Source organism: Prochlorococcus marinus CUG1415, from assembly GCF_017696015.1.
In the GTDB taxonomy this organism is placed as follows: Bacteria; Cyanobacteriota; Cyanobacteriia; order PCC-6307; family Cyanobiaceae; genus Prochlorococcus_A; species Prochlorococcus_A marinus_AE.
Genome location: NZ_JAAORL010000002.1, coordinates 337,481 through 349,162, shown reverse-complemented (window position 1 = coordinate 349,162; position 11,682 = coordinate 337,481). Strand labels below are relative to the sequence as shown.

The following is an 11,682-nucleotide window of genomic DNA, read 5'->3' as shown; positions in this document are numbered from 1 at the left end:
GAATATCAATTTATTATCCATTAAAGTCACTTTTAATGAAAGTGCTAAGTGAGATTTGTTCATCTCTGTAAATGTATGTCAATGATCACTTAAAAAGATTTCTAAATTTAATAGTAGATATAATTTTAAAAAAAATAATAAAAATTAATTTTATTCATGAATAAAAAAATATAGGAGAAAAAGATAAAAAATTTAAATTAAATAAATTTATTAAATGGATTTTAATTTTTTTATTAATAGCAGGTGTTTCAATCACTACAATTGTGATTTATTACGTCTTTATATACAAAAGATGTATTTATTTTAATAAATTTGAGCAACTTCCAAAAGGAGAAGCATCAAAAAAAATTCAATTAAAAGCAGACATTAGAAAAGCCAGTAATTCATTAAGCTTGCTTATGGATGAGAGTAAAAGAAAAGGGTACGAATTCTATTCTGCTAATTGGTGTAAGAATCATAATCAAATGATTCCATTACTTGAAGAAATAAAGACTAAGGGTACAAAGTTAGCTCTATTAGAAAATGATATTGAAGGATTAAAACTTCTAAATCAAAAATGGCAAAAAACTAAAAAAAATATCATATTTACTAATGATAAATGTGCGAAAAATTTATCAAATAATTTATATACCTCAAAGCCTATTAGCAAAAGTTTTTGGTAAAGAAAATGAGGATGAAATTAAAAATAATTCTTCTAATTCCATAAAGCCATAATAAGATATAAATAAAATTAAGCGTTTCATTTTTTCCTTTTAACTAATCCATAAATACATAATATAGGGTTGACTATCAAAACAAACCAAAAAGGAGGTGGAGGACCTCCATCAACAATTGTTCCAGCATTAAAAGTATTGAATAAAGCTACTGCTAACAAACAGGCCATTAAAGCTAGTTCACCTGATAAAACTTTTTTTATAGATTTTTTATCTTTGATAGAGCTGCCAATAATCAATAAAAAACCTATACCTAAATTACTAGCTGCTACAACATCCGCAGTACCTCTAACAAGAAGCAATGTTTCATTAGATGCATTTCCAGCAATAGTCTCTACAGAAAAAATTAGTAGGAAAATAATTAATAATCCCAATAGAATATGAAGAATCCCAGTAGTTTTTAAAATATTTTTTAACTTCATACAAAATAAGGAGCTAATTCATTTTATATTTACTGTCAATTCTTTAAAGGTTTTTAAGGTATTGAATCAAAAACTAAGCATTTTCTTTAAATCATAAAAATCAATTATTAAGTTATTAATTTACAAAAATGGAAATAACTTAAAAAAAATAAACTTCATTAGGTTTAGCTCACTCAATGTTTTAGGTTTTAATTACGAAGAGGAACTTGAATTAGAAATTTTAAAACTAATTAAAATGAGACCTGAATTTGAAAATAATCTATATTAAATTTTTAGAGTTCCAAAAGTAAGTGTTTTAACTAATCTGAAACCCAACTTGTAATTTTTGTTGTGCTATATATGTGACCTCCAGCCTCTATATTCTTTATGGTTTCTGGATCTGAGAATACATGCTTAGCTATTCCTTCTTTAGCTTGATGAATAACAATAACTTCTTTAGGATTAATTAAACTTTTGCCTCGATAGAGTGGAGTTAGACCTACGGATTTATGAAATGCAACTATCTCAGGACTATCAAACATTTTTACCCACTCCTCAAATGTATTTGAAAGTTTAAAGGTGAACACAGTAGTTTCAATAGTCATACAAAAAGAGCTAATTGCTCCTTATTTTAGTTTGCCTGTCAATCAAAAAAAATTGATTTAAAGTTAAAAATTATCCTTCGGCGGGAATTAGGATTGGGATATCTTTTGCTCCTATTGCTGCGAACCAAACTATTGCATTATCAGTTTTTGCATTACCCATTGTATGTTTTGGTGTCTTTGGACCAACTATAAAAGTATCCCCTGCAGTATATGTAAGATCTTCCATTCCTTGTCTTTTAACAACGATCGAACCTTGCTCAACATTTCCTAATAATGGAATTGGATGAGAGTGGAGTGGGACTATCCCTCCCTCGGCTAACTCGATTCTTTGTAATCTTATTTCAGCTTTACCTTTTGGATATTTAAGAGCATCTCCATCCATAGTCTCAGAGCCCACAAAGACTTCTTGTACATCAACAGGAGATTTTGCAGCTATAGAAATACTTGGGTTGATGAGCATTAAAGCAAAGGCTATTACTATGCAAAAATTCTTAATCATGAATTTCGATTCCTAGAAAATTATTTAGGCTTATAATATTTATTTTTACAATATTTTTCAGTACCGAATTTAACTTTTAAGTGTTTTTTTTATGTTATTTCAATCAATAAAAAATGTTGACGAGTTATGGATTAGTTTTTTTGATTTTTAAGAACGCTTGCAATAAATAAAGGTACATGGTTAATTAGTCAGTAGTTAGGAGACTTTTTCCCATCGGTTTTGGCGAAAATATATGGTTTGAGTAAATTTTGGATAACTTTGTAATTTAGATTAATTATCCTTAAAAGTTCCTATTTAGGAAAGAAAGTTAAGGATGGAATTGGGTTGAATCAGTGGCGGTAATGAATAATCAAGAATCTTTAGAAATCTTTGTCAAAATTTAAAATATGATTAAGTTACGAGTAGGGGTTGGATGCGGGCTTTTGTTTTTGTAGCTGGACGGCAGACTCCTTGAATTTGATGTTAAAGCTCAATTTTTATTAATTTAGAAAATCATCTTTTAAAAAAGATAAAATGTATTGTCATGAAAAATAAATTATTACATTGGAAGAAGAGGTTGTTTTTAGATAAGCAACCTTTTTTGAAATTAATTTTATTTAGATTTCTCTAGGATTATGATTGGATAAATTCTTATGAGAAGGATGAAATCTAAGTTGATTTCTAAAATTCCTATCTCCCCAATAGTGATCTTCGTAAAATGAAAAAACAGACATAGCTACGCCAGCTGTTATTAGTGCCCCCATAATCAAAACAAGATATAGAAGGTAATCTGAAGGCACCCAATTACTAGTTCCAAACATAATTATAGAAAGCATAATTTTTATAAAGATTAGATTTTTATATACCTCTATTTTCACAAAATAAGATAATGTTTACTACCTGCAAGAAATACCCAATTTATAAGAACTTAAAATCTGAATCTTTCATTTATTTATTAATGATGATGTTTCTTTATTTACTTATAATATTAATGAAATTCTTGTTTAAGTATTTGGTTGATTTATCTAAGCTTAAAAAGCTTTCACCATTATATTCTTATTGGCATTCAGACCAAAATGATTTGGATGAAAGCAATAGGTTATTAATTGCTAATAAAGATAGTCCAGCTTTATATCTTTTTGAGAAAGAACCTTATAAGTGGGAGATATTATTTCAAAGCATTATAAGAGAAATATTAAACGGAGATTTATCTTCAATGAAAGGCTTACAGGTTCTTTTAAGTAGTCTTTCTGTTGAAGTGAGAAAAAAAGTTTTAAAGGACTTACTTGTAAATAAAATTATTAATCAAGATTGTTTTGCAAAACTTAACAAGCCAATTGATCTGAAATCAGAAACAAAAAGTAATTTACTTAGATTTCTAAGAATTTTATTGGCGATATTTACAAATCCTTATGGGATTGAATTAAGAAGAAAAAAAATTCATATTTATGAGAAAACTGGTTTTTTATTTAACTATTTAAAGAATTCATTTCCTAAATAAATATTTGTATCAGAGACTTAAACTTATTTGTAGGATTTGATATTTTAAAAGATCATTATTTAAATAAAATTTATTATGGCTAAAAAAGAAGGTAATGAACTTGCAACCGTAAAGGTTTATTTAAATACAAGCATAATTGCTACTTTATTAGGAGTTGGCTTTTTATCATCAACACTTATTTTTGGTGTACTTTTGATAGCTCTAAAATAGAAAACTATATTTGTGTGGTTTAGTAAGAATATAGAGGCTGTTAATTATTAATAAGTAATTAATACATTGCATTATCCAGAACTTTCATACTATCTTCTTTAGAAGCTTTCAATATAATGATCAAAAATCACCTTGATAATGAAGTAAACAAAAAAGATGAGTTACTTAAACTAACCGTCAGAATATTACGGCAAGAAGCAAAGAAATTATCAATCCCTTTGTATAGTCGAAAAAACAAGGCATTATTGGCTAATTTAATACTTAAATATCAAAAGAAATCTTTAATTGAAGACCAAACTAATAATGATAGAGAATTATTAGTTGATAAAAATTTTAAAGTTAGTGCAGAAGTTTCGACAAATATAATTTCTGATGAAGATTCAAACTTGAAAAGTTTAGTTTCTAAATCATTTCCCGATTCAAAATTGAAAAGCTTATTATCTAAGTCATTTCCAGATAAAAAAATAACCGTAACAGATAACAAAGATGGATCGCAAACAATTCTTATAAACTAATTTTTATAAAATCAGTTTTAATGCGTTACTTAGCTAATTATTTTTCATTGAATTAGCCCAGTTGAGCTTTCTTACTTCTTGATTTTCGGAACTTTTTATACGCATCAATTGGAGCTTGCTTGGATAGAACTCAATAGGAATTGAACCTTGCGGTTTAAAGGTTAACCCGTACTAATATTCATAAGTACAAAAACCTTTTTAATTTATGAAGATCTATTCTTAGATACTTAGCTTGCTACTTAATGTAGTTTTTCTGCTTTGTTTCTTTGTCATTTAATAAATATTTGTGGAGTTAGTTTGTGATTGATTAATTGAATTCCTTTATTAACAAATCCCAACCAATTAATGATGTAGCTTTATCGAATGAATATCTTTCCTCGGACATAAAACCATGATCAGCTCCTTCAATTTCTACAAAATTAAATCTCTCTTTTAATGGATCTAATTCTTTAAACCTTTTTTGAATTTTTAATCGATCTTGTAAGGGAATTAAATCATCTGAAGATCCGCAAATAAAATTTAATTTTCCAAAAACTTTTTCAAGTAAATTTATAGGTGAAAAATCTGTATAGGTTCTTGGTTCTGTAACCCCTGCTTCATAAAAACAAAATGAACTTTCTATTCCTTTTAATAAAAAAGCAATAAGTGTGGCATGAAACCCAAAACAAAATCCAATAATAGAGATTTTCTTTCTTGGATATTTTTCTTTAACCCAATTTATAGCTGCAGAAATATCTTCAATAATATTTTTCAAAGTAGTTAAATTTTTATGAAACCTGCCTAATTTCAAATCTTCTTCGCCAAATGCCAAATCTAAGTTTGGAGATGTTCTGCCGTAAAGAGGTAATGCTAAATACAGGTACATTTTCTGCGGCTAATTTTTCAGAAAAAATTCTTATCCCATTATTTATTACTAATACCTCTGGTAAAACTATGGATACATATGCAAACCTATTCTCTGAATCTATCCACTAAGATCTAAGCGGTCAATAATTACTATAAATTTTTGTCCATTGACCTTACATAAGAGCTTATGAAAAAAGTTTTAGTCATGCAAGAAAGAGGATTCAATTCTTCTAATTTTAAATCGAATCTTTATTAATGATTTTCCCTAATATCAACTTAATATTAGTAATTATCAAATTAAATTTATGCTTAAATATTTCAGTTATCATTAAAAGACAAATGTATTATTCAGAAACTAAAGTGATTATGGGTGGTCTAGCCCATGTTCCAATATTAATCTTCATAATAAATTTAATTAAAGGTAGGTTTGAATCTATAGCAGCAAAAGTAGTTGATGTAAAAGCGGAAGAGCCAAAGGTAAAAGTAGTTGAAGTAAAAACGGAAGAGCCAAAGGTAAAAGTAGTTGATGTAAAAGCGGAAGAGGCAAAGATTAAAGAAAGTGAAGTAAAAGCGGAAGAGTCAAAGATCAAAGAAAGTGAACTAAAAGCAGAAGAGCCAGAGGTAAAAGAGAGTGAAGTAAAAGCAGAAGAGTCAAAGATCAAAGAAAGTGAACTAAAAGCAGAAGAGCCAGAGGTAAAAGAGAGTGAAGTAAAAGCAGAAGAGCCAGATGTAAAAGAAAGTGAAGTTAAAGAAGAAGCAGAATAACGAGAAGAAAAATTTAAAAAAAGAGATTTTTATCCCTATAACTTAGATCGCATTTAAATTAATATTAAATATATAAAGAAATTAACTTTTTAAATATTTCCAAAGATATTACATACTAAAATTAATTTATTTATAAATTATCCTTGAAATATTTTATTCCATTTATTTTCATGACAATTCTTTCATTAAGTTGTTCTAATAAACCAGTCGAAAAAGAAATGAAAATGCCAATGTTATTTGATACGAAGGAGCAGGCTGAAAAAGCAGCTTATAAATTTGGTTGTGAAGGAGCCCATCAAATGGGAGATAAATGGATGCCATGTACTATGCATAAACATAACCATTAAAAAAAGGGACTAATTGCCTTTTATTCATTGGATCATATTTAAAGCCATTTTATTAGGTATGAAATATCAGCCATAATTAATCTTATAAAGGATATCTGAAAGCTTAATTAACGTAATTAATCCATAGAGTGAAGAAATAATCAAGATTATTACTAAGTTAACCTTTCAATTTTTGAACTTTTGTTGAAGATAATCATCCTTAAAATATCTTGTTTGATTTTTTTGGAGCTTGCTAAGCCTCTTTATTATTTTTTTTATTTGAATGCTTTGATGAAGATTGCCAATCACAAATCTCTACGCATTCTTCTAAATAATTTTCAGAAGAACTCTTTAGTTCGCAACTGCGAAGACAATCGTAAAATGCGTACTTGGGATCTAATTCATTTTTGAATTGTTTATTTCTAAAAGTATTCATACTTTAAGCCCCTTTGCTTGTATTGCGAGTTGATTAATTAATTTGTCCAACCACAAAGTGTTGTTAATCTTTTTTGTTTTTTTAAAGTATTTGGTTTCGTATTTACTCATTAAGTTAAACCTCAATCAGTGGAACTAATCTACATTTGATAATTGAAATTCTCAAGAGCAAAAATACTGATTATAAATATAGTTAAATAATGAAGAAGATTTATTTAATAAAAGAAACTTAATTATATGTATATGAGATCCGAAGAAGTTCAATTAGTTTAGGTAAGCCACATATCATGATACCCAACTTTATCAACAATATTTCCAGAGAAAGTATCAGCAACTCTAGGTTCAGGAAAAAACTCTTCCATGACTCCATTCATTTCATTAAGATGAGTTATCATAACTATTCTTAGAGCTGGGATAGCTTCTGCACTTTCCCAAATACAAAGAAAACATTAAGCATGAGCTACATTTTTAGCAATATTTCTTTGTGTTATAACTCCAAAATACTTCTCTATATAATAGGACTTTCATTTAAGATGAATAACATTTATGAAATTTTCGGCAGTCAAAAAAAGAGAGCTTTGCTCCTCTAACTTAGATCAACTGTTAATCATTTAATTTCTTTTTCTTCTCTGGAAGCATTACCTTTAGCTCTTAATACCAAAGTAATTGCAAGTGCAGCACTAAGTATTAAAGCATCAATTAAAAGGTGAGGTGAAATATTCATTAGCTAATCAAAGAAATAAGAAGAGTCATCATCTTTTCAGCTATAAATCTTTTATTCATTGCAAAAGTGTTTTTATACTTCTAATTTTAGCCAGACTGTCAATCAAAGAAATACTTTAGAGAAGAAGGGGCTCAAAAAAAAAGCCCCTCTTGGTGAAACTCTTCCAAAGAAGCACCTTTATAATTTTACTTTGAAAGATGCAAGTTCAAAATAATTGACACAATCAAAATTAAACATTTAAGCTGCTTTTTTAAAAGGTTTCATATTCTTTAAAAAGTTATTACTTTTGTTGCCTCTCATTTTCCTATATCTTTGATTTATCTCCAAGATATACTTTCTGGCTTTTTTTTCACTTTCAATTTTCTGTTTTCGAAGACGTAAAGCCCTTAAATCTTCTATTGACATGAGGCCATTATCTTGGTTGGAAGTAAAATGATCAAATTGCATCAGTTTAAGAAATTAAGTATCTTCTTTCAATGCCACATTAACAACCTCATAGTTATTTGCAATAGAGATAATTAGCTAACTTAAATAATTTGGTGAATTTTCAGTAAGCTATGAATTTAAATATTAAAAGCTTAAAAGAAATAAGTTTTTAATATCAATATAAACTTCTTATCGAATTAGATTGAACTTTTACTGATACTAGTGATTCGCCATAATGTGATGCGGCTGATCTCATTAGTAACCAGTAAAAAAAGTTAACTAAAGCTTTTTCCACGAGGATTTAGTCATTAATCTAAGTAACCTTAAAAATTTTGTAATAGCAATATACAAAATAAATTTATCAAGCAATCAAGATATTTATATTAAAATAAGTATGAATTCATATTAACCAGGTCAGATTAATACCTTTAGGTCGCGGACTAAATCCTTCTGGAGTATTGGACTTTAGCCGCTATATCTTTTTAGCAAACGAAAAATGGCACTGCAAGAGATCAAGATCACTAAATTACTATTCTTGCTTTTGAATAAACCTTTAACAGTTGATTGGAACATAAATATCTAACCTATATTAATGCTATTTTATGTATAAAATTATTACAGACTTTAGTCATGTCAATAGATTCGGTATTTTTGCTCATTGATATTTTCATTCCAGGAATAATATTATTGTCAATAATTAAAGAAGCTTTAATTTTGAAAAAAATAATCAAATTTTTGAAATTATTTAAGAGAAGAATTGATATTGTCAGTGCAGAGACTCAATTAAAATTTATACTGGAGAATTAATAATGGGATTTCCACATTGTCCTATTTCTGTTTATTATTATTTATTTCCATATGTATAGGATTTACTCGTAGTTAAATGTTCTTTATTCTTTTTAGAGAGTTTATAAGAGAAGAATTCAATTCTAAATTTAAGTTTTATTTAACTTAAGGGTTGATAGCTAAGTATAAATACTTTAAAAAAAAGAATTTTCGAGAACTGAGAAAGAGACAAGCAATTAACTCTGAATGAATATAAATAAACTGTATTTTAAGATTAATGTTCTTTAAAAATTGGCACACTAAATTTCTTGCTATTAATATATAGTTTTTTTACTAATGCCCATTAGAAGTCTTTCAGATGAATTTTTCTTTTTTGTTATTGCTTTATTGATTAGAAAAGAAATTAAACTTAAAAAAGCTCTATAAATCTATAGTCCATAAATTATTTCTTAGAAAATCATTGGCCTGTTTTGAGGTTATTGATTACCCAGTATTTGTTGATACTTTATAAGAACAACTTATACTAAAAATAGTTTTTGCCTATTTAAAAAAATTATTGTTTCGTATATTTAATAACCATTAACCAATTTTAAAATCATTAACTTGGGATCAAGTTTTACTAACATTATGCAACCTATTTCTGAAGAACTTTATAAAAAAATTGTTGAGAGTTCAAAAAAATGAGTAATTTACTAATTGCTTTATTAGCTTTAGATATAGGTGTTAGTCTTTCTAAAATTTATATCTTTACCTAAAAATCAAATTATTAAGCAAAAAATAACTAATTTATTTTTGAAATCAGGCTTTGTTTTTTTATTTGCGAGTGAAAATCATAAATATGCTATAGATGCAATTGGATTAGTAATACCTTTTGAAGAAATGAAATCAAACGTAATTTCAAAAACAGTTATTTTTCCTTGTATGGCTTAGGAGACTGCTACTATTGAAAAAAATCTAAAAAAGATTTGAAACCCTTTTTTTAATAGAATTTTGCATAATTTTTTAATAAGAAAATTCTTTATTATTAAGTGAATTACTTAATTATTCATTAAACTTTTAGAATTTTAGCTTAATTAAAAGAAGTCTTTTTAATAAATATAGATATTTTAAAGAATTAAGAGCACTTTTTTACGTGTCTTTTTATTTTTATGCAATAATAAATCTACGCTAAATTAACAATGTTTAATAAATTACTTTTAACTTCTTTTTTACTTTTTAGTGCCTTAATAACTATTTATCCTTCACAAAAAGAAAATACTAATTTGTTCGATTATTGTTATTCTCTAGAAAAAATACTCTCAAGAAATTCATTAGAAAAAAGTAAAAATATATCAAAGAAGGTTAAGCCTTATGCAAAAGATATTACTCTATTTGGTACCAATAAAACTAAAGGCGCTTTGGCAAATCAGATAATTGATCAATATAAAAATACTAAAAAATTATTTATTATAACTTTTGTGCCTAATCAATTATATTGTTTTTCAGGATACTGGGTTGAGAAGGTAAAGCCAGGAACTCTTACATCAATTTTTTATGAGAAAAGCAAACAAAGAATTAATGAATATAAGGATATTAAAAAAGAAGTCGATGAATTTCTTAAAGATGTTAATTCAGAATATAAATCGATAAAAAAAGAAATTAAAGATCTCTTTTAAAATTTAAAATTCTTTTTCTATATTTAAAAATGTATTTGTTATATTTGATTCACTTTTTCTAGATGACGAAATAAAAAATATGATAAATCCAAAAATAAAAACAAAACCCAAGATTGATAAAGAGTAAATTAATTTTTTCGAGATACTAAATTGATGTTGGCTATTCGTAAGTTTTTCAAAGAAGCTAAATTTTTTATATGATAATGAAGTAAATTGCTCTAAATTATTATTTATATAATTATTAGTAATTAGTTCTTTTTCATGCACTTTTACATCTGACTGCATGTTATTTTCAGATGCCCCAATTTTGTAATTGGATTGCTCATAAAAAAATTCATGAATATTCGAAATATTTTTTATTTTTTTATGGTTAATATCTGGTTTGGGTTTTTCTAAATTCTCATCAAACCATTCATCATAAATTATAAAGTGAGGTTTAGCAAAATAAGACAAAATTCTATTACAAAAAAGTATATAAAAAAGATAAATTAAAAAATAAAAAAGAAGTTATTTTTGTTGGTAAATTTCATAAATTTTGTTTCTAAATCATCATTAATTGTCAATGCCTTATTTAATTAGAGTTTATATTACCCAATTTTTATAATTGTTTTATTTATTTTTGCAAGTTAGTTTGAGGAATTATTGATAATTTTGACTTTCTTCCTCCGAAATCAGAATATTTAGTATGTTTTGACATAATATTCCAAAATTCTTTACAGCAAAAACTCAGTGAGGATGAATTATTTATTTAACCTCTTAATGAACTTTATAAAACTTATGATATAAATCACATTTTTTCATTAATTTGAACTGTTCTCTAAAGCAATTCTGAATATAAAAACAAGTTTGATTTAATAATTTTCACGAATAAGTTTTTTTAATGCCATTATAAGGCTGCACTCTCATCTACTAAAGCAAAGCAGTGGTCATGATGAGTGCAAATTTTTTCTAGACATTAATAATTTTATAATTTCAATAAACAAAAATTCTTTTAAAGAATACAAGTTAGGTTATATTATTGATTTGACAAGAATTTTTTGATTGTGGAAGCTCTTTTAGATTTGTTAATTGATATTTGGGATTTTCTTAAAGTCAGAAAGAAGTATTGGTTAGCCCCACTCATTATTACAATTGTTTTATTAGGAACCCTAATTGTATTTACGCAAGGCTCTGTAATAACACCATTTATTTATTCAATTTTTTAACATTGAGATTTATAAAAACCAAGTTATCGAATCTTTTTTTGGTTCTCTTATCAATAATTTTACCAATTAGTTTTTTCCAAATATTCGATTT

General features: G+C 26.5%; 18 protein-coding genes. 9 read left to right on the top strand and 9 right to left on the bottom strand.

Features of this window, described 5'->3' with window-relative positions:
* Positions 1-263: 263 nt before the first annotated feature.
* Complete coding sequence (locus tag HA143_RS08015) at positions 264-662, top strand: hypothetical protein (protein ID WP_209085748.1); 399 nt, start codon at positions 264-266, stop codon at positions 660-662.
* Positions 663-739: 77 nt separating this feature from the next.
* On the opposite strand, the gene HA143_RS08010 is transcribed toward HA143_RS08015, so the two are convergent.
* From HA143_RS08010 to HA143_RS07995, 4 genes are all read right to left on the bottom strand, one after another.
* Positions 740-1,135, bottom strand: a complete 396-nt coding sequence (locus HA143_RS08010) for a hypothetical protein (protein ID WP_209085745.1) — start codon at positions 1,133-1,135, stop codon at positions 740-742.
* 299 nt (positions 1,136-1,434) lie between these two features.
* Positions 1,435-1,719: a DUF3764 family protein gene (locus HA143_RS08005; protein WP_209085742.1), complete on the bottom strand. Its 285-nt coding sequence runs from the start codon at positions 1,717-1,719 to the stop codon at positions 1,435-1,437.
* 70 nt (positions 1,720-1,789) lie between these two features.
* Positions 1,790-2,218 carry a cupin domain-containing protein gene (locus tag HA143_RS08000; protein WP_209085739.1) on the bottom strand — a complete coding sequence of 143 codons (429 nt, stop codon included), beginning with the start codon at positions 2,216-2,218 and terminating at the stop codon, positions 1,790-1,792.
* A 596-nt stretch (positions 2,219-2,814) separates the two neighbouring features.
* On the bottom strand, positions 2,815-3,033 hold the full coding sequence (locus HA143_RS07995) for a hypothetical protein (protein WP_209085736.1): 219 nt from the start codon (positions 3,031-3,033) through the stop codon (positions 2,815-2,817).
* A 155-nt stretch (positions 3,034-3,188) separates the two neighbouring features.
* On the opposite strand from HA143_RS07995, the gene HA143_RS07990 reads away from it, so the two are divergent.
* The 3 genes from HA143_RS07990 to HA143_RS07985 all read left to right on the top strand — a co-directional run bounded on the left by HA143_RS07990 (position 3,189) and on the right by HA143_RS07985 (position 4,423).
* Positions 3,189-3,698 (top strand): hypothetical protein, encoded by a 510-nt coding sequence (locus HA143_RS07990; protein WP_209085734.1) that lies wholly within the window; start codon positions 3,189-3,191, stop codon positions 3,696-3,698.
* A gap of 75 nt (positions 3,699-3,773) precedes the next feature.
* Positions 3,774-3,908: a hypothetical protein gene (locus tag HA143_RS09880; RefSeq protein ID WP_257469960.1), complete on the top strand. Its 135-nt coding sequence runs from the start codon at positions 3,774-3,776 to the stop codon at positions 3,906-3,908.
* Positions 3,909-4,024: 116 nt separating this feature from the next.
* On the top strand, positions 4,025-4,423 hold the full coding sequence (locus HA143_RS07985; RefSeq protein WP_209086674.1) for a hypothetical protein: 399 nt from the start codon (positions 4,025-4,027) through the stop codon (positions 4,421-4,423).
* Positions 4,424-4,730: 307 nt separating this feature from the next.
* Here HA143_RS07985 and HA143_RS07980 read toward each other — a convergent pair whose 3' ends face one another.
* The gene (locus HA143_RS07980) at positions 4,731-5,288 is read right to left on the bottom strand and encodes a dienelactone hydrolase family protein (protein ID WP_245210916.1); all 558 of its coding nucleotides are present in this window, start codon (positions 5,286-5,288) and stop codon (positions 4,731-4,733) included.
* Positions 5,289-5,524: 236 nt separating this feature from the next.
* On the opposite strand from HA143_RS07980, the gene HA143_RS07975 reads away from it, so the two are divergent.
* Both HA143_RS07975 and HA143_RS07970 read left to right on the top strand, forming a co-directional pair.
* On the top strand, positions 5,525-6,034 hold the full coding sequence (locus HA143_RS07975) for a hypothetical protein (RefSeq protein WP_209085731.1): 510 nt from the start codon (positions 5,525-5,527) through the stop codon (positions 6,032-6,034).
* Between the two features lie 170 nt (positions 6,035-6,204).
* Entirely contained in the window at positions 6,205-6,381 is a 177-nt protein-coding gene (locus HA143_RS07970; RefSeq protein WP_209085729.1) for a DUF3721 domain-containing protein, read from the top strand.
* Between the two features lie 232 nt (positions 6,382-6,613).
* On the opposite strand, the gene HA143_RS07965 is transcribed toward HA143_RS07970, so the two are convergent.
* The 3 genes from HA143_RS07965 to HA143_RS07955 all read right to left on the bottom strand — a co-directional run bounded on the left by HA143_RS07965 (position 6,614) and on the right by HA143_RS07955 (position 7,966).
* On the bottom strand, positions 6,614-6,796 hold the full coding sequence (locus tag HA143_RS07965; protein WP_209085727.1) for a hypothetical protein: 183 nt from the start codon (positions 6,794-6,796) through the stop codon (positions 6,614-6,616).
* A gap of 268 nt (positions 6,797-7,064) precedes the next feature.
* A complete protein-coding gene (locus tag HA143_RS09875) occupies positions 7,065-7,190 on the bottom strand; it encodes a hypothetical protein (RefSeq protein ID WP_257469959.1) in 126 nt (41 codons plus the stop codon).
* 566 nt (positions 7,191-7,756) lie between these two features.
* Entirely contained in the window at positions 7,757-7,966 is a 210-nt protein-coding gene (locus HA143_RS07955) for a hypothetical protein (RefSeq protein ID WP_209085725.1), read from the bottom strand.
* A gap of 1,557 nt (positions 7,967-9,523) precedes the next feature.
* On the opposite strand from HA143_RS07955, the gene HA143_RS07950 reads away from it, so the two are divergent.
* Both HA143_RS07950 and HA143_RS07945 read left to right on the top strand, forming a co-directional pair.
* Complete coding sequence (locus HA143_RS07950) at positions 9,524-9,661, top strand: hypothetical protein (protein ID WP_209085723.1); 138 nt, start codon at positions 9,524-9,526, stop codon at positions 9,659-9,661.
* 248 nt (positions 9,662-9,909) lie between these two features.
* Positions 9,910-10,386, top strand: coding sequence for a carbon storage regulator CsrA (locus tag HA143_RS07945; RefSeq protein WP_209085721.1), 477 nt, complete (start codon positions 9,910-9,912; stop codon positions 10,384-10,386).
* A 3-nt stretch (positions 10,387-10,389) separates the two neighbouring features.
* On the opposite strand, the gene HA143_RS07940 is transcribed toward HA143_RS07945, so the two are convergent.
* Complete coding sequence (locus HA143_RS07940; RefSeq protein ID WP_209085719.1) at positions 10,390-10,839, bottom strand: hypothetical protein; 450 nt, start codon at positions 10,837-10,839, stop codon at positions 10,390-10,392.
* 590 nt (positions 10,840-11,429) lie between these two features.
* Between HA143_RS07940 and HA143_RS09770 the strand changes: the two genes are divergently transcribed.
* Entirely contained in the window at positions 11,430-11,591 is a 162-nt protein-coding gene (locus HA143_RS09770) for a DUF5989 family protein (RefSeq protein WP_219049855.1), read from the top strand.
* The last annotated feature ends 91 nt before the right edge of the window (positions 11,592-11,682 follow it).